General features: G+C 71.8%; 18 protein-coding genes and 1 tRNA gene. 16 read left to right on the top strand and 3 right to left on the bottom strand.

Going from position 1 to position 20,046, the window contains the following annotated elements:
* Window positions 1-21: 21 nt before the first annotated feature.
* The gene (gene glgP / locus LQ940_RS14265; RefSeq protein WP_231243962.1) at window positions 22-2,616 is read left to right on the top strand and encodes an alpha-glucan family phosphorylase; all 2,595 of its coding nucleotides are present in this window, start codon (window positions 22-24) and stop codon (window positions 2,614-2,616) included.
* A 9-nt stretch (window positions 2,617-2,625) separates the two neighbouring features.
* On the opposite strand, the gene glgX is transcribed toward glgP, so the two are convergent.
* Complete coding sequence (gene glgX, locus LQ940_RS14260) at window positions 2,626-4,788, bottom strand: glycogen debranching protein GlgX (RefSeq protein ID WP_231243963.1); 2,163 nt, start codon at window positions 4,786-4,788, stop codon at window positions 2,626-2,628.
* Between the two features lie 89 nt (window positions 4,789-4,877).
* Between glgX and LQ940_RS14255 the strand changes: the two genes are divergently transcribed.
* The 14 genes from LQ940_RS14255 to LQ940_RS14190 all read left to right on the top strand — a co-directional run bounded on the left by LQ940_RS14255 (window position 4,878) and on the right by LQ940_RS14190 (window position 15,636).
* Window positions 4,878-5,657, top strand: a complete 780-nt coding sequence (locus tag LQ940_RS14255; protein WP_231243964.1) for an enoyl-CoA hydratase/isomerase family protein — start codon at window positions 4,878-4,880, stop codon at window positions 5,655-5,657.
* Between the two features lie 4 nt (window positions 5,658-5,661).
* On the top strand, window positions 5,662-5,982 hold the full coding sequence (locus LQ940_RS14250; protein WP_231243965.1) for a hypothetical protein: 321 nt from the start codon (window positions 5,662-5,664) through the stop codon (window positions 5,980-5,982).
* 205 nt (window positions 5,983-6,187) lie between these two features.
* On the top strand, window positions 6,188-6,976 hold the full coding sequence (locus LQ940_RS14245) for an electron transfer flavoprotein subunit beta/FixA family protein (protein WP_231243966.1): 789 nt from the start codon (window positions 6,188-6,190) through the stop codon (window positions 6,974-6,976).
* Window positions 6,977-6,991: 15 nt separating this feature from the next.
* Window positions 6,992-7,957: an electron transfer flavoprotein subunit alpha/FixB family protein gene (locus LQ940_RS14240; RefSeq protein WP_231243967.1), complete on the top strand. Its 966-nt coding sequence runs from the start codon at window positions 6,992-6,994 to the stop codon at window positions 7,955-7,957.
* A 151-nt stretch (window positions 7,958-8,108) separates the two neighbouring features.
* Complete coding sequence (locus LQ940_RS14235) at window positions 8,109-9,368, top strand: glutamate-5-semialdehyde dehydrogenase (protein WP_231243968.1); 1,260 nt, start codon at window positions 8,109-8,111, stop codon at window positions 9,366-9,368.
* Between the two features lie 30 nt (window positions 9,369-9,398).
* Complete coding sequence (locus tag LQ940_RS14230; RefSeq protein ID WP_231243969.1) at window positions 9,399-10,028, top strand: CDP-alcohol phosphatidyltransferase family protein; 630 nt, start codon at window positions 9,399-9,401, stop codon at window positions 10,026-10,028.
* Window positions 10,025-10,483 (top strand): hypothetical protein, encoded by a 459-nt coding sequence (locus LQ940_RS14225; RefSeq protein WP_231243970.1) that lies wholly within the window; start codon window positions 10,025-10,027, stop codon window positions 10,481-10,483. Before LQ940_RS14230 ends, LQ940_RS14225 begins: the two co-directional genes overlap by 4 nt.
* Window positions 10,484-10,504: 21 nt before the next feature.
* On the top strand, window positions 10,505-10,663 hold the full coding sequence (locus LQ940_RS14220; RefSeq protein WP_231243971.1) for a hypothetical protein: 159 nt from the start codon (window positions 10,505-10,507) through the stop codon (window positions 10,661-10,663).
* Window positions 10,664-10,687: 24 nt separating this feature from the next.
* The gene (gene nadD, locus LQ940_RS14215; protein ID WP_269214872.1) at window positions 10,688-11,332 is read left to right on the top strand and encodes a nicotinate-nucleotide adenylyltransferase; all 645 of its coding nucleotides are present in this window, start codon (window positions 10,688-10,690) and stop codon (window positions 11,330-11,332) included.
* A complete protein-coding gene (gene rsfS, locus LQ940_RS14210; RefSeq protein WP_231243972.1) occupies window positions 11,329-11,712 on the top strand; it encodes a ribosome silencing factor in 384 nt (127 codons plus the stop codon). Before nadD ends, rsfS begins: the two co-directional genes overlap by 4 nt.
* Complete coding sequence (locus LQ940_RS14205; protein WP_231243973.1) at window positions 11,705-12,325, top strand: histidine phosphatase family protein; 621 nt, start codon at window positions 11,705-11,707, stop codon at window positions 12,323-12,325. Before rsfS ends, LQ940_RS14205 begins: the two co-directional genes overlap by 8 nt.
* A 73-nt stretch (window positions 12,326-12,398) precedes the next feature.
* Window positions 12,399-12,471: transfer RNA gene (locus LQ940_RS14200), tRNA-Ala, on the top strand.
* A 133-nt stretch (window positions 12,472-12,604) separates the two neighbouring features.
* Window positions 12,605-13,921, top strand: coding sequence for a metallophosphoesterase family protein (locus LQ940_RS14195; RefSeq protein ID WP_231243974.1), 1,317 nt, complete (start codon window positions 12,605-12,607; stop codon window positions 13,919-13,921).
* A gap of 74 nt (window positions 13,922-13,995) precedes the next feature.
* Window positions 13,996-15,636, top strand: a complete 1,641-nt coding sequence (locus LQ940_RS14190; protein WP_231243975.1) for an acyl-CoA synthetase — start codon at window positions 13,996-13,998, stop codon at window positions 15,634-15,636.
* 9 nt (window positions 15,637-15,645) lie between these two features.
* Here LQ940_RS14190 and LQ940_RS14185 read toward each other — a convergent pair whose 3' ends face one another.
* Window positions 15,646-17,106: a flavin-containing monooxygenase gene (locus LQ940_RS14185; protein ID WP_231243976.1), complete on the bottom strand. Its 1,461-nt coding sequence runs from the start codon at window positions 17,104-17,106 to the stop codon at window positions 15,646-15,648.
* A 70-nt stretch (window positions 17,107-17,176) separates the two neighbouring features.
* On the opposite strand from LQ940_RS14185, the gene LQ940_RS14180 reads away from it, so the two are divergent.
* On the top strand, window positions 17,177-18,103 hold the full coding sequence (locus tag LQ940_RS14180) for an AraC family transcriptional regulator (RefSeq protein ID WP_231243977.1): 927 nt from the start codon (window positions 17,177-17,179) through the stop codon (window positions 18,101-18,103).
* Between the two features lie 40 nt (window positions 18,104-18,143).
* Here the strand turns inward: LQ940_RS14180 and LQ940_RS14175 are convergent, their stop codons facing one another.
* Window positions 18,144-19,832: an alkaline phosphatase gene (locus LQ940_RS14175; RefSeq protein ID WP_231243978.1), complete on the bottom strand. Its 1,689-nt coding sequence runs from the start codon at window positions 19,830-19,832 to the stop codon at window positions 18,144-18,146.
* Between the last annotated feature and the right edge of the window lie 214 nt (window positions 19,833-20,046).

The following is a 20,046-nucleotide window of genomic DNA, read 5'->3' as shown; positions in this document are numbered from 1 at the left end:
ATGGGCGGTAGCGTCTTCGGGGTGCGCGCCATTCGACGATTCACGGTCCGTCCCGTCCTCCCGCCGGCCCTGGAGGCGCTGGGGGTGCTCGCCCTCAACCTGAGGTGGTCGTGGCACCCCGAGACCCAGGACGTGTTCCAGGAGGTCGACCCGGAGCTGTGGGAGTCCACCGGGTACGACCCGGTCACCCTCCTCGGCGCGGTCGGCCGTGGCCGGCTCGAGGCGCTGGCCGGGGACGAGGGGTTCCTGGAGCGGCTGCGAGTCGCCGCCGCCGACCTGGACTCCTACCTGACCGGCGAGCGCTGGTACCAGCGGGCCGCGGCGCGCTCGGCCACCGACGCCGGCGGCCCCGCGGCCATCGGCTACTTCTCCCCGGAGTTCGGCATCACCGCGGCGCTGCCGCAGTACTCCGGCGGTCTGGGCATCCTCGCCGGTGACCACCTCAAGGCGGCCAGCGACCTCGGCGTACCGATCATCGGTGTGGGCCTGCTCTACCGTCACGGCTACTTCACGCAGTCGCTGTCGCGCGAGGGCTGGCAGCAGGAGACCTACCCGGTCCTGGACCCCGACGGCCTGCCGATCTCCCTGCTGCGCGAGCCCGACGGCTCGCGAGCCACCGTCTCGATCGCGATGCCGGGCGGCCCCGACCTCGTCGCGCGGATCTGGGTCGCCAGCGTCGGACGGGTGCCGCTGCTGATGCTGGACACCAACGTCGAGGGCAACCCCGAGCACTACGTCGACGTCACCGACCGCCTCTACGGCGGCAACAGCGAGCACCGGCTGCGCCAGGAGATGCTCCTCGGCGTGGGCGGCGTCCGTGCCCTGCGTGCCTACTGCCGGATCACCGGCCACCCCGCGCCCGAGGTGTTCCACACCAACGAGGGCCACGCCGGCTTCCTCGGCATCGAGCGGATCCGCGAGCTCACCGTCGACGAGACCGGCCCGGGTTTGGACTTCCCGACGGCACTCGAGGTCGGCCGGGCCTCCACCGTCTTCACGACGCACACGCCGGTGCCCGCGGGCATCGACCGCTTCCCCCGCACCTTGGTCGAGCAGTACTTCGGGGAGACCGGGGCCACCCCCGGCGTCCCGATCGAGAAGGTGCTCGCGCTCGGGACCGAGGACTACGACGGCGGCGACCCCTCGGTCTTCAACATGGCCGTCATGGGCTTCCGCCTGGCGCAGCGCGCCAACGGCGTCTCGCTCCTGCACGGTGAGGTCAGCCGCGGCATGTTCAACGGCCTGTGGCCGGCCTTCGACGAGGCCGAGGTGCCGATCGGCTCGATCACCAACGGCGTGCACGCCCCGACCTGGGTGGCCCGCGAGATCATCGAGCTCGCGGAGTCCCAGGGCGCCGATGCCGAGTCCGACGACACCGAGGCGTTCTGGAACGCCGTCGACAAGGTGCCCTCGGCCCAGGTGTGGGCCACCAAGCGCACCCTGCGCGAGCGCCTCGTGAAGGACGCCCGTACGCGCCTGCGCCGCTCGTGGGAGCGGCGCGGCTCGGCCGCGGCCGAGCTCGCCTGGATCGACCACGCCCTGGACCCGGACGTGCTGACGATCGGGTTCGCACGCCGGGTGCCGTCGTACAAGCGGCTGACCCTGATGCTGCGCGACCCGGCCCGGCTCAAGAGCCTGCTGCTCGACCCCGAGCGGCCGATCCAGCTGGTGATCGCCGGCAAGTCGCACCCCGCCGACGACGGTGGCAAGAGGCTCATCCAGGAGCTGGTGCGCTTCGCCGACGACCCGGAGGTCCGCCACCGGATCGTGTTCCTGCCCAACTACGACATCGCGATGGCCCAGCCGCTCTACCCCGGCTGCGACGTGTGGCTCAACAACCCGCTGCGCCCTTACGAGGCCTGCGGGACCTCCGGCATGAAGGCCGCCCTCAACGGCGGGCTCAACCTGTCGATCCTCGACGGTTGGTGGGACGAGTGGTACGACGGCGAGAACGGCTGGGCGATCCCGTCGGCCGACGGGCTGGACGACCCCGACCGCCGCGACGACCTCGAGGCGGCCGCGCTCTACGACCTGATCGAGAACGAGGTCGCCCCGCGCTTCTACGACCTCGACGAGGAGGGCGTGCCCGGCCGCTGGGTCGAGATGCTGCGCCACACGCTGAAGTCGCTGGGCCCCAAGGTGCTGGCCACCCGCATGGTGCGCGACTACACCAGGTCGCTCTACACCCCGGCCGCGACTAACGCACGCCTGCTCAACTCCGACTACGAGGGGGCGCGCAGCCTGGCCGCCTGGAAGCAGCGGGTGCGGGCCCACTGGCCCGAGGTCCACGTCGAGCACGTCGAGAGCAGCGGCGTGGGCGACGCGCCCGAGGTCGGCGCGCACCTGCATGTCCGCGCCTTCGTCGGCCTCGGCGAGCTGTCCCCCGAGGACGTCGCCGTCCAGCTCGTCCACGGCAAGACCAACGCCGAGGACGAGCTCGTCGAGACCGTCATCGAGCCGCTGACCGTGGCCGAGACCTACGACGGCGGCCGCTACCGCTTCGACGGGGAGGTCGAGCTCGACCACAGCGGCTCGTTCGGCTACACCGTCCGGGTCATCCCGAGGCACGACCTGCTGGTCTCCGACGCCGAGCTCGGCGTCGTCGCCATGGCCTGATCGGCCGGATCAGCCGGCGCGCAGGACCAGGACGGAGCGCGCGGCGAGGGCGAGGGCCTCGCCGGCCTTGGCCGGGTGGCCCGGGGCGAGGGCGGGGTCGGTGCTGAGGGCGACCTCACCCTCCTGCACCCAGTCGTTCTCGGGCAGCGTCAGCTCGACGGGGTCGGCGCCGGAGTTGAGCCACAGCATGAACGACGCGTCGAGCTGCTGCTCCCCGCGGGGCCCGGGGGAGCGCAGCGGCTTGCCGGAGACGAACATGCCGATCGTGGTCAGGTGCGCGTCGTGCCAGTCCTCCGCGGTCATCTCCCGGCCGGTCGGGTGCAGCCAGGCGAGGTCCTTGGGCCCGCCGCGGATGGTCGGCCGGCCCTCGAGCCAGTGCCGCTGCCGCAACGCCGGGTGCTCGCGGCGCAGCCGCAGCGCGGTCTTGGTGATCTCGTAGACGTCCAGCCACGCGTCGTCGGGCCGCCAGTCGATCCACGAGGTCTCGTTGTCCTGGCAGTAGGCGTTGTTGTTGCCGCGCTGGGTCCGTCCGCGCTCGTCGCCGGCGGTGATCATCGGCACCCCGGTGGACAGGCACAGCGTCGCCATCAGGTTGGCCGCCTGCCGGCGCCGCAGAGCGAGCACCTCGGGGTCGTCGGTCTCGCCCTCGACCCCGTAGTTGCACGACCGGTTGTTGTCGGTGCCGTCGCGGTTGTTCTCGCCGTTGGCCTCGTTGTGCTTGTGCTCGTAGCTGACCAGGTCCCGGACCGTGAAGCCGTCGTGGGCGGTGATGAAGTTGACCGACGCGTACGCCGAGCGGCCGTCGTCGGCGTACAGGTCCGAGGAGCCCGACATCCGGGTGGCGACGCGGCGGATGCCGGAGGAGCGGCCCCGCCAGAAGTCGCGGATCTCGTCGCGGAACTGGTCGTTCCACTCCACCCACGGTGGCGGGCAGTCGCCCACGCGGTAGCCGTCCATCGAGGCGTCCCACGGCTCGGCGATGAGCTTCACGTGGCGCAGGACCGGGTCCTGCCCGATCGCGGTGAGCAGGTGGCAGCCCATGTCGATCTCGTGGTCGACGCGGGTCAGGGCCGAGAGCAGGTCGAAGCGGAAGCCGTCCACGTGCATCTCGCTCACCCAGTAGCGCAGCGAGTCCAGGATCATCCGCAGCGCGAACGGGTAGGCCGCGTCGACGGTGTTGCCACAGCCGGTGACGTCCCAGTAGTGGTCGGCCGGCTGGTCGGGCTCGGAGGGACCGACCCGGGTGTAGACGGCGTCGTCGAAGCCGCGGAACGACAGCGTGGGTCCGTCCGCTCCGGCCTCCGCGGTGTGGTTGTAGACGACGTCGAGGATCACCTCGAGCCCGGCGGCGTGGAACGCCTTGACCATCGCCTTGAACTCCGTCACCTGCTGGCCGCGGTCGCCGGAGGCGGAGTAGGCGCCGTGGGGGGCGAAGAACCCGATCGAGTTGTAGCCCCAGTAGTTGACGGCGCCGCGCTCGACCAGGGCCGGCTCGGAGACGAACTGGTGCACCGGGAGCAGCTCGACGGCGGTCACGCCGAGGTCTCGCAGGTAGTCGACCACGGCGGGGGTGCCCAGGCCGGCGTACGTCCCCCGGAGCTCCTCCGGCACCCGGTCCTGAAGTCGGGTCATGCCCTTGACGTGCATCTCGTAGATGACCGTGTCGCGCCAGCGGTGGCTCGGCGGGGCGTCGTCGCCCCAGTCGAAGTCGTCGGCCACGACCACGCTGCGGGGCACGTACGGCGCCGAGTCCACGGCGCTGCGCTGCTGGACGCCGTCGGCGTCGAGGGCGAAGCCGTAGATCGCGGGGTGCACCGTCACCTCGCCGCTCACAGCGCGGGCGAACGGGTCGAGCAGCAGCTTGTCGACGTTGAAGCGCAAGCCCTCCGCCGGGCGCCACGGGCCGTCGACGCGGTAGCCGTAGCGGGCGCCGACCTCGACGCCCGGCACCGCTCCGTGCCAGATGCCCAGCGTGTGCTCGGTGAGCTGGTGCCGGCGCTCGGCGCCCTCGTCGTCGAACACGCACACCCAGACAGCCGTGCCGCGGGGCGCGTGGACGGCGAAGTTGGTGGCCTCAGGGGACCAGGTCGACCCGAGGGGATGATGACGTCCCGGCCACACGGCCGCGTGGTCGCCGAGGTTGCGCCACAGGCCGGGAGTCACTCGATCCATTGTTGCCTATCCTTCGGCACCGGCTCCCCGAGGGCCCGCCGGCAGTGGCAGGCTCAAGCCACGTTCACCGACCAGCAGGGAGTTGCCAGATGTCAGAGTTCGTGAGGCTCGAGGTCACCGATGGCGTGGGCACGATCCGCCTCGACCGGCCGAAGATGAACGCGATCAGCATCCAGGTGCAGGCCGAGCTGCGGGCCGCGGCCGCGGAGGCGGCGGAGCGCGACGACGTCAAGGCCGTGGTCGTCTACGGCGGCGAGCGGGTGTTCGCGGCCGGCAACGACGTCAAGGAGATGGTCGACCTCACCTCCAGCGACATGGCCCGGATCTCCGGCTCCATCCAGTCGGCGGTGAACGCCGTGGCCGACATCCCCAAGCCGGTCGTCGCGGCCATCAACGGCTACGCGCTGGGCGGCGGCTGCGAGCTCGCGCTGGCCGCCGACTTCCGGATCGCCGCCGACGACGCGACGCTGGGTCAGCCGGAGGTGCTGCTCGGCATCATCCCCGGCGCCGGCGGCACCCAGCGGCTGAGCCGGCTGGTCGGCCCGAGCACCGCGAAGGACATCATCTTCACCGGCCGGCTCGTCAAGGCCGACGAGGCGCTGGCCATCGGCCTGGTCGACCGGCTGGTGCCGGCCGCCTCCGTCTACGACGAGGCGGTCGCCTGGGCGCGGCAGTTCCGCGGCGCGGCGTCGCTCGCCGTACGCGCCGCGAAGGAGAGCATCGACCGGGGGCTGGAGGTGGACCTGGTGACCGGTCTCGAGCTGGAGCGCGTCCAGTTCGCCGCGCTCTTCGGGACCGAGGACCGCACGACCGGTATGCGATCCTTCGTCACGAACGGTCCGGGCAAGGCTGAGTTCGAGGGGCGGTAGCGACGTGGCAGACGTCAGATCGAGTGGCACGGCGGTCCGGGTGACCCTCGCCCGGGTGCTCTGGCTGCTCTGTGCGGTGTGCGCGTCGGTGCTGGCCATCGCGGCCCTGCTGATCGCCGTCGACGCGGAGCGCACGAACCCGCTGGTCGAGCTCGTGCTCGACCTCGCGGACGGTGTGGACCTCGGCGTCTTCGACCTCGACAACCCGATCAAGCGGTTCGGCGGGGAGAACGGCGCCAAGACCACAGCGCTGTTCAGCTACGGCATCGGGGCGGTCGTCTACCTCGTCGTGGGACGGATCCTGGACCGGCTCGTCCGTCCGTGACCGTCGCCGCCCCCTCGCCCGAGTGACCCAGCACACGGTGTGACGCAGTCGAACGCCGACCCGTGTTTCGTCGCCGGTGCCTCGGCGGTAGCCTGCCCACGCCGGCAGTCATGGCAGTCATGGCAGTCATTGGCCATTCCCTTGACCTCACGAGTGCATCAGGAGGGGCCGTCCAGGCCACACCACCATGAACATTGTCGTCTGTGTGAAGCACGTCCCCGACGCGACCGGCGACCGCCGGTTCGAGTCGGACAACACCGTTGACCGCGTCGGCGTCGACGGCCTGCTCTCCGAGCTCGACGAGTACGCCGTCGAGCAGGCCCTCCAGATCAAGGAGAAGTCCGACAGCCCGGAGGAGACCAAGGTGATCGCCCTCACCATCGGTCCCGAGAAGGCGGTCGACGCGGTGCGCAAGGCGCTGCAGATGGGCGCCGACGAGGGCGTCCACGTCACGGACGAGGCCATCGCCGGCTCCGACTACGTCGCCACCTCGCTCGTCCTCGCGAAGGCGATCGAGAAGATCGGCCAGGACAAGGGCGGGGCCGACCTCGTGGTCTGTGGCATGGCGTCCACGGACGCCTCGGGCAGCGTGGTCCCGGCCATGCTGGCCGAGCGCCTCAACCTGCCCCAGGTCACGTTCGCCTCCGTCATCGAGACGCAGGGCGACCAGGTCCGCATCAAGCGCGACGGCGACACCGCCACCGAGGTCATCGGCGGCACCATGCCGCTCGTGCTCTCGGTGACCGACCAGACCGGCGAGGCCCGCTACCCGTCGTTCAAGGGGATCATGGCGGCCAAGAAGAAGCCGCTGGACACCTGGTCGCTCGGCGACCTGGGCGTCGACTCCGGCGAGGTCGGCCTCGCGGTCGCCTGGACCGAGGTCGAGGACACCACCGAGCGCCCGCCGCGCACGGCCGGCGAGATCGTCAAGGACGAGGACGGGTCGGGCGCCACCGCGCTGACCGACTTCCTCGCCGCCAAGAAGTTCATCTGAGGACGGGGAACGAACATGTCTGAGGTTCTGGTTGTCGTCGACCACGTCGACGGCGCAATCCGCAAGCCCACGCTCGAGCTGCTGGCCCTGGCCAAGCGGCTCGGCGAGCCCGCCGCGGTGTTCTTCGGCGGCTCCGACAAGGTCGGCGAGGTCGCCGAGAGGCTCAAGGCGTTCGGCGCCGAGAAGATCTACGTCGTCGACGACGCGGAGATCAAGGGCTACCTCGTGGCGCCCAAGGCCGAGGCCCTGCAGCAGCTGGTCGAGAAGAGCTCGCCCGCGGCGGTGCTCTTCGTGTCCGGCTACGAGGGCAAGGAGGTCGCCGCGCGTCTGGCGATCAAGATCGGGTCCGGCCTGATCACCGACGCCGTCGACGTGGAGGCCGCCGATGGGGGAGCCCCGGTCACGACCCAGTCGGTCTTCGCGGGCAACTACACGGTCAAGGCCAAGGTCACCAAGGGCACCCCGATCATCACGGTCAAGCCCAACTCGACCTCCCCGGTCGAGGAGGCCGGCGCCGGGACCGTCGAGGAGTTCGCCGCGACCATCTCCGACGCCGCCAAGACCGCCCAGATCGTGGCGCAGCAGCCGCGCAAGGCCTCGGGTCGCCCCGAGCTCACCGAGGCCGCCATCGTGGTCTCGGGCGGCCGTGGCACCGGCGGCAACTTCGAGCCGATCGAGGGCCTCGCCGACGCCCTCGGCGCGGCGGTCGGCGCCTCGCGCGCCGCCGTCGACTCCGGCTGGATGCCGCACACCTTCCAGGTGGGCCAGACCGGCAAGACGGTCTCGCCGCAGCTCTACGTCGCCAACGGCATCTCCGGCGCCATCCAGCACCGGGCCGGCATGCAGACGTCGAAGACCATCGTCGCGGTCAACAAGGACGACGAGGCCCCGATCTTCGAGCTGGTCGACTTCGGCGTCGTGGGCGACCTGCACGCGGTCCTCCCCGCCGCCACCGAGCAGATCAACCAGCGCAAGGGCTGACCCGTCCCCAGCTGATCACCACGACCGCTGACCCGTCAGAAACTTTCTGACGGGTCAGCGGTCATTTGCGTGAGTTGGTGACGGGTCGATGGGGAGCGGTGTGGTGTGGGACGGGGCGCTGAGGAGTGGTGAGCGGGAATAGGCTCGGGGCATGAGTGGAGAGGATCCGATGCAGGACGTGCTGGAGGTGGCGCGGCGTGCCCGTGCGGCGAGCCACGGGCTGGCGCTGGCGACGCGGGGCGACAAGGACCGGGCGCTGCACGCGATGGCCGACGCGCTGCTGGACCGCGAGGCCGAGGTGCTGGCCGCCAACGCCGAGGACGTGGCGCGAGCCGAGGCCGACGGCACGCCCGCCAACGTCGTCGACCGGCTGCGGCTGACGCCCGATCGGCTCGCGGGGATGGCCCAGGGGCTGCGCGACGTGGCCGGCCTGCCCGACCCGGTCGGGGAGGTGGTGCGGGGGAGCACGTTGGCCAACGGCCTGGAGCTGCGGCAGGTGCGGGTGCCGTTCGGCGTGGTCGGGATGATCTACGAGGCCCGCCCCAACGTCACCGCCGATGCGGCCGGCATCTGCCTGAAGTCCGGCAACGCCGTGCTCCTGCGCGGCAGCTCCAGCGCGCGCTCAAGCAACGCCGCGATCGTGGCCGTGCTGCGGGACGCGGCCGCAGCGGCCGGCCTCGACGCCGACGCGATGCAGCTGGTCCCGGGCGACACCCGGGACAGCGTCAAGGCGCTCATGCGGGCGCGCGGGTACGTCGACGTGCTGATCCCGCGTGGGGGAGCCGGTCTCATCCGCTCCGTGGTCGAGGAGTCGACCGTGCCGGTCATCGAGACCGGCGTCGGCAACTGTCACGTCTACGTCGACCGCGCGGCCGACCTCGACAAGGCGCTGGCGATCGTGCTCAACTCCAAGACCCACCGCACCAGCGTCTGCAACGCGGCCGAGTCGCTGCTCGTCCACGCGGACGTCGCCGACGAGTTCCTGCCCCGGGTGACCGCGGCGCTGCAGGAGGCCGGCGTGACCGTCCACGGCGACGGCGCTTTCCAGGCGCTGGACGGCGTCGTGCCCGCGACCGACGAGGACCACGAGCGGGAGTACCTCTCGCTCGACATCTCCGCCGCCGTCGTACCGGATCTCGACGCGGCGGTGGCCCACATCCGGCGCTTCTCCAGCCAGCACAGCGACGCGATCGTCACCGAGGACCAGGGCGCGGCGCGGCGCTTCGTCGCGACCGTGGACGCAGCGGTGGTGCTGGTCAACGCCTCGACCCGCTTCACCGACGGCGGCGAGTTCGGCTTCGGCGCGGAGATCGGGATCAGCACCCAGAAGCTGCATGCGCGCGGTCCGATGGGCCTGCCGGAGATGACCTCGACCAAGTACGTCGTCACCGGAGAGGGGCACGTGCGCTGACGCGGGGCAAGGTCGCGATAGCGTTCCCACATGCCCGCGACCGACGTGTCCGTGTACGCCGATCCGGCAGCCGAGAGGCTGTTCACGGGCGCCACGGTCATCACCTTCGTCCGGACCCTCGTCTCGCTGGGTCTCTGCCTCGCCGCCGCGCGCGAGGAGGACCTCACGATGCTGGTCGTGGGCCTGGCCGTCTACTGGGTCGGCGACATGGCCGACGGCGGCTACGCGCGCCTACGTGACTGCGAGACCCGCATCGGCGGCGTCATCGACATCATGTGCGACCGGATCAACTGCGCCGGGTTCTACATCGGGCTGGTGTGGATCGAGCCGCAGTTGGCGCTGCCCGTGGCGGTCTACCTGTTCAACTTCATGGTCATCGACATGTTCCTGTCGATGGCGTTCCTGGCCTGGCCGATCCGCAGTCCCAACTACTTCCACGTGGTGGACCGCCGGATCTACCTGTGGAACTGGTCCAAGCCGGCCAAGGCGGTCAACTCCTCGCTCTTCGCGGTGCTGCTGCTGGTCCTGCGCGAGTGGAACGTGGACGTCGCCGTCGCGGTCGGCCTGGTCATCGCACTGTCGCTGGTCGTGCTCAAGTGCGTCTCGCTGCGGTGGCTCTTCGAGCTCGGCCTCCCGGTGCCGGAGCGCGCCGCGGCATGAGCCTGTATCTGTGGAGCTTCGGGGTCAGCATCGCGTCTGCCCTGTTCCCACTGATCAACATGGAGGTCATCCTCGGGGGCATGGCCGCCACCGTGGGGGACGGGCACGCGTTCGCCCTGGCGGTGGCGGCGGGCGCGGGCCAGACGGTGGGAAAGATCGTCTGGTACGAGCTGACCCGACGCAGCTTCGACACCGAGTGGGTCCAGAAGCGGCTGTCCGGGCCGAAGGTGAGCCAGAGCTACCTGCGCTGGCAGCAGCGCATCGAGGGGCGTCCGTGGTTCGGCGGGTCGATCATGCTGGTCTCGTCGTTCGCCGGCGTCCCGCCCCTGCTGGTGATGGCGGCGGTCGCCGGTGCGCTCAAGATGCGCATGTACGTCTTCCTGCCCACCATCTTCGTGGGCCGGACGCTGCGGTTCTGGCTGGTGCTGGCCGGAGTCGAGTCGCTGCTCGGCTGAGCGGCCCGATAGGCTGCGGTCATGTTGCTGAGCGAGATCACGCTGTCCGTGACCCGGGCCGCCGAGGAGCACCACGAGCAGGTCATCAACCCCTGGTGGGTGGGTGTGATCGCGATCGCGATCCTCATGGGGATGCTCGGTGCCCTGGTCGCCTTCGGCGGGGGACGCGAGCACAGCTGAGCATGGGCCTGCATGACTCCCGGCATGACTGACGCCGTGCGCCGCCGGGTCGGCGTCATGGGCGGCACGTTCGACCCCATCCACCACGGCCACCTCGTGGCCGCCGCGGAGGTGCAGGCCTGGTTCGACCTCGACGAGGTCGTCTTCGTGCCCACCGGCCGTCCGTGGCAGAAGTCCGAGCGCCGGGTCTCCCCGCCCGAGCACCGGTACCTGATGACGGTCATCGCGACCGCGGCCAACCCGCGCTTCCGGGTGTCGCGCGTCGACATCGACCGCGAGGGGCCGACGTACACGATCGACACGCTGCGCGACCTCAGCGTCGAGATGCCCGACGCCGACCTGTACTTCATCACCGGCGCGGACGCGCTCACCGAGATCTTCGGCTGGCGCGACGCGGACGAGCTGTTCGCGCTGGCCCACTTCGTGGGCTGCACGCGCCCGGGCTACGAGATGGACCCCGCCGTCCTCGGGTCGATCCCTTCGGCCCGGGTCACCATGGTGGAGATCCCCGCGCTGGCGATCTCCTCGACCGACTGTCGCGAGCGGCAGCGGCGCGGCCAACCCGTGTGGTACCTCGTGCCCGACGGTGTGGTGCAGTACATCCAGAAGCACCGCCTGTATCCCCCCACTCCAGACACCGCAGCACCCACAGCAACGGAAGACCTATGACTGCCACCGACCACGCCGTCGAGCTCGTCGTCACCGCGGCCCGCGCGGCCTCCGACAAGCTCGCCACGCAGATCGTCGCCTTCGACGTCAGCGAGCAGCTCGCCATCACCGACGCCTTCGTGATCGCGTCCGGCTCCAACGACCGCCAGGTCAAGTCGATCGTGGACGAGGTGGAGGACAAGCTGCGCGAGATCGGCTCCAAGCCCATCCGGCGCGAGGGCCACCGCGAGGGTCGCTGGGTCCTGCTCGACTACGGCGAGATCGTCGTGCACGTCCAGCACGAGGAGGAGCGCCAGTTCTACGCCCTCGAGCGGCTGTGGCGCGACTGCCCCACCATCGAGCTCCCCGCGGACGTCACGGGCCCGCCCACCGGTGCCTGAGGCGTCCTCCCGCACCCTGGTGCTGCTGCGCCACGGCCGGACGGCCTGGAACCACGCGCTGCGCGTGCAGGGCCAGCTGGACGTGGAGCTCGACGACGTCGGCCGCGAGCAGGCCGCCACGGCCGCCCGGGCGCTGGCCAAGCTCACCCCGAGCCTGCTGTGGTCCTCCGACCTCGTGCGCGCGCGAGTGACTGCCGACGCCGTGGCGGAGGCGACGGGGCTGCGAGCGACTTACGACGAGCGTCTGCGGGAGTTCCACCTGGGGGAGCGGCAGGGGCTGACCCACGACGAGTACGCCGCGCTGGACCCGGCCGGGTTCGCGCAGTTCCGCAGCGGGCGCTACGACGCGGCGCCGGGGGCCGAGCCCACCGGCGACGTACGCCGCAGGATGTCGGCCGTGCTCGGGGAGCTGCTCGCGGCCCTCGGCCCCGGCGAGACCGGGGTGGCCGTCTCCCACGGTGCCGCGATCCGGGTGGCGACCGGTGCCATGCTCGGCTGGCCCGAGGAGCAGTTCCACTCCCTACGCGGAGTCGACAACTGCGGCTGGGTGGTCCTGGAGGAGCATCCAGAGGCCGGCGCCCTGCGGCTGGGCGCCTACAACCGCATCGGATGACCCCCGAATTTCGCGTGGCGTGCGGGGTTGGCTAGTATTCCGCGAGTTGCCTGAAGCACTGGGGCAGCGGTTCGGGGCTGTGGCGCAGCTGGTAGCGCATCTGCATGGCATGCAGAGGGTCAGGGGTTCGAGTCCCCTCAGCTCCACCGAACATCGAGGTGGCGAAGGGCCGTGATCATCACCGGTCCTGTGCCACGATGGGCGGCGACATTCCAGTCGCCGCCGGTGAGGTCTGACACGACGTCGGCGTGAGCGACCGAGACGACCGGAGCAGCCCGCGTGACGACCAGACCTGCCCTCGGGCCTGTTCCGCGGCGGAGCCGTCGCCGGCTCGCCGCCGTGGGCGTCGCCGCGGTGGCGATCACCGCGGCACTGACCGCGACCGCGCATCCCGCGGAGCGCGGCGGGACCGGGCCCGGTCGAGGCGTGGCGGGGGTCGACGGCGTCGTGACGCCGCCGCCGGTGTCGCCTCCGGGCTCGCCCGACTACCGGTTCCTGTCGTCGCCCGACTTCATGAACGGCGACATCGCGGACCTGCGCCTCTCGCCGCGCTGGAAGCCCGGCATGCCGAACTCGTGGAACGCCTCGTATGCGCAGACGGTCGCGACCGTGATGGACACCTTCGCCGCCGAGCGGCCCGACGACGTCCTCGTCGCCGGTGATCTGGTCAACGGCCACTGGGGTCAGGACGCCTCCGGGTCCGGGGTGTTCGGGCCGGTGGGCAACGATCGGCAGCGCAAGGCGGCCCTCAAGCGCGCCGCGGACTTCTACTACACCCAATGGCGCGCGCGGTTCACCCAGCGCGGCCTCGACGTGCACCCCTCGATCGGCGACCACGAGATCGGCGACAACCCGTGGCACGGCGACACCCGGAGGAGCCGCTTCCACCGGGCCATGGTGCCGACGTACAAGGCGCGCTTCGCCGAGACGATCATCCGCCCGGGCGGCTACCGGATGCATCCCTCGGGGCCGGCGGCCGACACGGCGTACGCGACCTACCTGAACCCCGAGGTGCTGCTGGTCTCGGTCGACCAGTTCCAGTCGGTGCGCGGCGACGTCCGGCTGAGACTCGACCCTCAGCAGCTGCGCTGGCTGGACCACGTGCTCGGTGCCGCCGAGGCTCGCGGCACCGACTGGGTGATCGTGCAGGGCCACGTGCCGGTGGCGCTGCCGGTGCGGGCATGGGGCTCCTCGCAGCTGGCCTACGAGGGCGGCACCGACTCTAGCTTCTGGCAGACGATGGCCAAGCACCACGTCGACGTCTACCTCAACGGCGAGGTCCATGACACGACGCTCATCCACGAGGACGGGATCGCCCAGATCAGCCACGGCGGCATCCTGGGCGCCAACTCGACCGTCGGCGGCACCAACTACGTGCTCGGAGAGGTCTTCGGCGACACCCTGTGGCTGCGCGACAACCGGTTCGTCGTGGCCTCCGCGGACCGGTCCGCCAAGCTGTGGCAGACCACGCCCCAGGGCGCGCCAGTGATCGCCAAGGTGCTCGAGCCCGACCCCCCGGTGATCGGGGAGGTCGTCCTGAGCGCGGACAACCAGGTGCTCTACCGCGACGGACAGTTTCTCCCGTACGACCCCTGACGGGGCGGTGTGACGGCCGCTACAGTTCCTGGAACCTGTTCTAGTTGACTCTCGGCCGCCACCCAGGAGCGCGCATGCCCGGCTTCAACCTCTCGACGGTGTTCCGCAGCGTGGCCCGGGCCGTCCCGGACCAGGAGGTCCTGGTCTGGCGCGACCGGCGGCTCACGTACGCCGAGGCGGACGCCCGCATGGACGGGGTGGCGCACTTCCTGGTGTCGCAGGGGCTGGGGTGCCACACCGAGCGCGACGCTCTGGCCGGCCACGAGTCCGGCCAGAGCCACCTGGGGGTCTACCTGCGCAACGGCAACGAGTACCTGGAGACCCTGGTGGGCGCCTGGCGCGCCCGCGTGGCGCCGTACAACATCAACTACCGCTACGTGGAGGAGGAGCTGCGCTACCTGCTCCAGGACGCGGGGACCGACGCGCTCGTGTACGCCGCGGAGTTCGCGCCGCAGGTGGCCGCGCTGCGCGACCGGGTGGCGGGGCTCCGGCTCCTGGTCCAGGTGGCCGACGACAGCGGCCACGCGCTGCTGCCCGGCGCGGTCGACTACGCCGACGTCATCGGCACTCCGGCCCCCGCCGGCGCGATGCCGGAGCCGTCCGGCGACGACCTGTTCATCATGTACACCGGCGGCACCACCGGGATGCCGAAGGGCGTCGTGTGGCGCCATGACGACGTCTTCATCTCCGCGATGGGCGGGCTGCCGTTCGGCACCACCACGCCGTACGCGTCGTACGAGGAGATCGCGCAGGCCGCCGTGGACGCGAACGGCGGCACGACCATGCTGATGCTGCCGCCGTTCATGCACGGCGCGGCGCAGTGGTCGGCGTTCCACATGTTCACCACCGGCGGCAAGATCGTGATCCCCGACGACGTGCACCGGATGGATCCCGCCGACGCGCTGAGCGTGGCGTCCCGGGAGCGGTGTCTGGCGATCCCGGTCGTCGGCGACGCCGTGGCCCGGCCGCTGGTGGAGGAGCTCGAGCATCGCGACTACGACCTGTCCGGCGTGGCGGCGTTCAGCAACGGCGGCGCGCCGCTGTCACCGACCGTGCGCTCCCGTCTGCTGGAGGCGCTGCCGCACATCATGATCCGCGACACCGTGGGCTCCTCCGAGACCGGGATCCAGCTCAACGTCTACTCGTTCAAGGGCGCCGAGGCCGACGCCGCGGTGTTCGAGGCGCAGGAGGACACGGCGGTCCTCAGCGGTGACCTGACCCGCCTGCTCGGGCCCGGCGAGCGGGGTGGTTGGCTGGCGCGGACCGGCCGGATCCCGCTCGGCTACCTCGGCGACGCCGAGAAGACCGCGCGCACCTTCCCGGTCGTCGACGGGGTCCGGTGGTCGGTGCCGGGCGACCGCGCCAACGTCCTCGAGGACGGGCGCATCGAGCTGCTCGGCCGCGACGGCGTGACGGTCAACTCCGGTGGCGAGAAGATCTTCGTCGAGGAGGTCGAGCGGGCGCTCGCGGCGCATCCGGCCGTGCGCGACGTCGTCGTCGTCGGCCGACCGTCCGAGCGCTGGGGCAGCGAGGTCGTGGGTATCGTCCAGCTCGCGGACGGCGCCGACGTCACCGACGAGGACCTGCTGGCCGAGGCCGGGCGGCACATCGCGCGCTACAAGGTGCCGAAGGCGATCGTGCGGGTGGGGGAGATGGAGCGCTCGCCGTCGGGCAAGGCCGACTACCGCTGGGCTCGGGCCCAGGCGGTCGGCTGAGCCCACTGCTCATCGCGCGACGTCCTCCAGCTCGTCCCAGTCGACGTGGGCGGTGCGGGCGCGGTACTCATCCACGAGTCCCGGCCAGTTGGTGGTGATCCGGGTGCCGTCGGCGTACCAGTTGTCGCAGCCGGCCCAGGCGCTGCGCCGCAGACGCGACTGCATCTCGCGGTCGTAGGCCTGCGCGACCTCGGGCCGTACGGCGAGCGCGCGCGGTCCGCCGTCCGCGAGGCGTCGTGCCACCTCGGCGACGTACCCGGCCTGGGCCTCCATCATCGCGATGATCGAGCTGCCCCCGAGGTTGGTGTTGGGGCCGTAGATGCAGAACAGCTGCGGGAAGCCGGGCACGCTCATGCCGAGGTGGGCGCGGGCGCCGTCGCGCCACAGGTCGTGCAGGTCGGCGCCCCCCACCCCGGTCACCCGCATCGGAGCGAGGAACTCGGTGGCCGCGAACCCGGTGCCCCAGATCAGCACATCGGCCTCGTGCAGCCGGCCGTCGGCGGTGCGTACGCCGCCCGGCTCGACCTCGGCCACGGCGTCGGTGACGACGTCGACGTGGTCGCGGGCCAGTGCGGGGTACCAGTCGTTGGAGAAGAGCAGCCGCTTGCACCCCAGGCGGTACTCCGGCACGAGCCGCCGCCGCAGCTCGGGGTCGGTCACCTGCCGGCGCAGCGTCAGCCGCCACACCGCGCGCACCGTGGCCAGGAGCGGCCGGGACACCGGGGAGACGCCGCCGAGCGCGGCGTTGTAGAGCTCGGTCAGCCAGAACCACGAGCGGCGCTCGGCGGCCAGCAGCCACGGGAACCGCTCGAAGGCGCGGTGGTGCACGGGGCGGTAGCCCTGGTCGGGCTTGGGGATGACGTAGGGGGCCGACCGCTGGAAGACCGTCATCGCGGCCACGTCGTCGACGATGCCCGGCACCAGCTGGATCGCGCTGGCACCGGTCCCCACCACCGCGACCCGGGCGCCGCGCAGGTCGACGTCGTGACGCCACTGGGCGGAGTGGAAGGCCGGCCCGGCGAAGGTCTCCGCCCCCGGCAGCCGCGGGATGGCGGGGTTGGAGAGCTGGCCGACGGCGGAGACGACCACCTCGGCGTCGTACGTCGTGCCGTCGGCGGTCTCGACGTGCCAGACGCACTCCGCCTCGTCGTAGCTGAGGGCGGTGACCTCGACGCCGGTGCGCACGTGCGCGAGCAGACCCGCGCGCTCGGCGGTGCCGCGCAGGTAGTCGAGGATCTCCGGCTGCCTCGCGTAGCGGCGGGTCCAGCCGGGGTTGACCGCCCACGACCACGAGTAGAGCGGCGAGGGGACGTCGCAGGCCGCGCCGGGGTAGGTGTTGTCGCGCCACACGCCGCCGACCTCGTCGGCGCGCTCCAGCACGGTGACGTCCGTGAGACCGGCCTGCGTGAGGGCATGGACCGCGCCGAGGCCGCCGAAGCCGGCGCCGATGACGACGATGCGGATGCTCATGGCCCCGAACGTAGGGCGGCGGACCGGGCCCGGGGAGGCGCCGAGGGTGACCCGGTTGATAATTCCGGACATGACCCTCCTGCCCGCGCCGGCCGCCACCGGCTGGGACTTCCCGCGCTCCGCCGCGGGCGTCGCGCTGCTGGTGGAGTACGCCGGGGCTCGCGGCGTCGCCGCGGACCGGGTGCTGCTCGGGACCGGACTGCGCGCCGAGGACCTCGGCGGCGAGGTGACCGCGGCGCAGGAGCTGCGGGTGGTGCGGACGCTGCACGGCCTCCTGGGCGAGGTCGGATGCGACGTGGGCCAGCGCTACCGGGCCGCCACCTTCGGGGCGTTCGGGTTCGCGCTGCTGGCGAGCCGGACCGTCCTGGACGCGATGGTGGTCGCGCTGCGCTTCATCGACCTGAGCTACGCGTTCGCGATCCCGCGCGCCGCCCTGGAGGGGGACCGGGTGGTCGTGACGCTGGACGGCGCCGAGCTGCCCGCCGACGTCCGGCGCTTCCTGGTCGAGCGCGACGCGAGCGCGGTGCGCACGGTGCTGGACTCACTGGTGCCGGGCGGGGTCGGGGCGGAGCTGACCACCGACGACGGGGTGGCGCGGCTGGAGTTCGCCGCCGACCAGCTCGACCGGCCGCTGCCGGAGCGCAGCCCGGAGCGGCTGGAGCTGGCCGCGCGCATGTGCGAGGACGTCGTCGACGGGCGCCGCGCGCGCACCGGGCTGGCCCAGGACGTCCGGGTCCTCATCACCCAGCGGCTGCCCGAGGGCGCGCCGATGCTGGAGGTCGCGGCCGCCCTGGCTCTCAGCGAGCGTCAGTTCCGGCGGCGCCTGGCCGCGGAGGGGGTCGGCTACCGGCTGCTGCTCGACGAGGTCCGCTCGTCGCTGGCCCACGCCCTGCACGCCGGTCGCGCCACGATGCCGGTCGCCGAGGTCGCGGCCCGGCTCGGGTACGCCGACGCGGCGGCGTACCTCCACGCCCGGCGGCGCTGGCTCGACCGCTGACCCGTCAGAAAGTTTGTGACGGGTCAGCGGGGGATCGGCATCAGCGGGTGATGCGGACCCTGCGGGTGGCGACGTCGCTGCCGCCCGGGCCGGTGGCCACGACCTTGACCACGAGCTGGCCGGTGACGGTCCGCCTCGTCCGCAGGCGTACGTCGCCGCCCTCGCGTCCGACCTTGCGGGACGCCAGGACCCTGCCCTTGTTGAGCAGCTGCACGGTCACCTTGGTCGCGCCGGCGGCGGCCACCGAGACCGGGAGACCGGCTCGGCGCAGGACGCCCCGAGACACTGTGGGGGCCGACGCGACGGCCGCCTGGGGGGCCAGGGGCTGCGGCTGCCCGGGGCCCGGGAGGGTGCTGGGGGTGCGGCCGAGCATCGTCGCGTAGAGATCGGTCTGGTCGATCACGCCGGTGACGTTGGCCGCCTGGGGACCGGAGGCCGCGACGCGGATCTGGGCGCCGGTGTGGTCCGAGCCGGTGTCGGAGGTCGAGTAGGCCACCGTCAGCGGGTCGCCGTCGGCGGTCCTCAGGGTGGCGGTCAGCTTGCCGTCGCCGCTGCCACCGACGATCTGGGTGGAGTGCGCGTGGTCACCGGTGACGATGATCAGCGTGTCCGGGTGCTCGGCCTGGTAGTCCAGCGCGACCTGGACGGCCTCGTCCAGCTCGACCAGGTCGCCGATCGCGCCGCAGATGTCGGTGGCGTGCTCCTGCTTGTCGATCATCGCGCTCTCGGCCTGCAGGAAGAACCCCTCGGGGTTGTCCAGCAGCTCGATCGCCTTCTGCGTCATGGTCGACAGGTCAGGCTGGTCGCCACGGTCGGCCGGTGTGCACTCGGTGGTCGCGCCTCCCGCGCCCGGAGGCGGCGTGGCGACGAGCGGGTCGTTCATCGGTGTCAGGTTCACCGGCGCGAAGAGACCCAGCACGGGCCCGTCCTCCAAGGAGGTCACGGAGGCGAGGTCGCGCTCGTCCTGGAGCACGCGGTAGCCGTGCTCCCGCTGCGCGTACGACAGGACCGTCTCGCCGCCCCCGGCGTCGGTGGGCTGGGTGTAGCTGCTCATGCCGCCGCCGAGGAGGACGTCGACCTCGTGGTCGACCAGCTGCTCGGCGATCGAGCCCTTGCCGCCGTTGGACTTCTTCGCCGGCAGGCAGCTCGCCATGTCCGTCGGGCCCTTGCAGGCGCGGGCGTTGATGTGGGCCGCGGCCGCCGCCGGCGTGGCGTCGGTGATCTCGGAGGTGGTGATGTCACCGGTCAGCTTGCCGGCCTCCTGGAACTGCTCCAGGACGGTCCGGTAGTCCTCGCCGGGGATGGTGGCCGCGGTGCTGGGGCCCTGGGAGAGCCGCCCGTCGACGGTCTTCCTGCCCGTCGACCAGCCGCTGGCCGTGGGGGCGGAGTCCGAGACGTAGGCGATGGGGTAGTCCGGTCCGGGACCGACCTTGAGGCCGTGGGTCGTCATGGCGCCGGTGAAGGGAAGGCTGTCGAGGGCGAAGCGGCCGTCGGCGCCCCGGGCGTAGTCGCGGGCGGCGGTGATCATGGAGTCGTCCATGCCGTCGCCGATGAGCAGGATGACGCTCTTCGGCTCGGCCGGGTCGATCCTCGCCGCGAGCTGCGCCGAGCGGTCCTGCTCGGAGCCGGCCTCGGGCGCGGGGCCGGCGGCGGAGGTTGCGAGGGCGCCGATCGCGAGGAGGCCGGTCAGGGCCCCCGTCGCGATCAGGGAGGTAGATGTGCGCGGCACGGTGTGTCCTTTCGTCGATGTCGAGCGAAAGGTCTCCTCCGTGGGCGGCCGGCCTCGGGCGCCAGGGTGGAGCGTGGGTGACCGTGACGTGACATGTGCGCGCGGACAGTCCGGGTCGGCATTCGGCTCACCGGGGTCTCGACACGCTCCGTCACGACCTCACAGGCTCGGTCGTGGTCGCTGCTCGACCGCCGACGATCGCATCCGCTGGCGC

It is taken from the genome of Nocardioides sp. cx-173 (genome assembly GCF_021117365.1).
GTDB lineage: Bacteria > Actinomycetota > Actinomycetes > Propionibacteriales > Nocardioidaceae > Nocardioides.
Note: the sequence above shows the minus strand (reverse complement) of the source record. Positions and strands in the feature narration are given on the sequence as shown.

Excerpts from the sequence above, each read along its gene's own strand:
- LQ940_RS14180 (WP_231243977.1), top strand. The coding sequence starts at position 17,177 with ATGACCCTCCTGCCCGCGCCGGCCGCCACCGGCTGGGACTTCCCGCGC.
- glgX (WP_231243963.1), bottom strand. The coding sequence starts at position 4,788 with ATGGATCGAGTGACTCCCGGCCTGTGGCGCAACCTCGGCGACCACGCG.
- LQ940_RS14190 (WP_231243975.1), top strand. The coding sequence starts at position 13,996 with ATGCCCGGCTTCAACCTCTCGACGGTGTTCCGCAGCGTGGCCCGGGCC.
- LQ940_RS14240 (WP_231243967.1), top strand. The coding sequence starts at position 6,992 with ATGTCTGAGGTTCTGGTTGTCGTCGACCACGTCGACGGCGCAATCCGC.
- LQ940_RS14230 (WP_231243969.1), top strand. The coding sequence starts at position 9,399 with ATGCCCGCGACCGACGTGTCCGTGTACGCCGATCCGGCAGCCGAGAGG.
- LQ940_RS14235 (WP_231243968.1), top strand. The coding sequence starts at position 8,109 with ATGAGTGGAGAGGATCCGATGCAGGACGTGCTGGAGGTGGCGCGGCGT.
- nadD (WP_269214872.1), top strand. The coding sequence starts at position 10,688 with ATGACTGACGCCGTGCGCCGCCGGGTCGGCGTCATGGGCGGCACGTTC.
- LQ940_RS14225 (WP_231243970.1), top strand. The coding sequence starts at position 10,025 with ATGAGCCTGTATCTGTGGAGCTTCGGGGTCAGCATCGCGTCTGCCCTG.
- LQ940_RS14185 (WP_231243976.1), bottom strand. The coding sequence starts at position 17,106 with ATGAGCATCCGCATCGTCGTCATCGGCGCCGGCTTCGGCGGCCTCGGC.
- rsfS (WP_231243972.1), top strand. The coding sequence starts at position 11,329 with ATGACTGCCACCGACCACGCCGTCGAGCTCGTCGTCACCGCGGCCCGC.
- LQ940_RS14255 (WP_231243964.1), top strand. The coding sequence starts at position 4,878 with ATGTCAGAGTTCGTGAGGCTCGAGGTCACCGATGGCGTGGGCACGATC.
- LQ940_RS14220 (WP_231243971.1), top strand. The coding sequence starts at position 10,505 with ATGTTGCTGAGCGAGATCACGCTGTCCGTGACCCGGGCCGCCGAGGAG.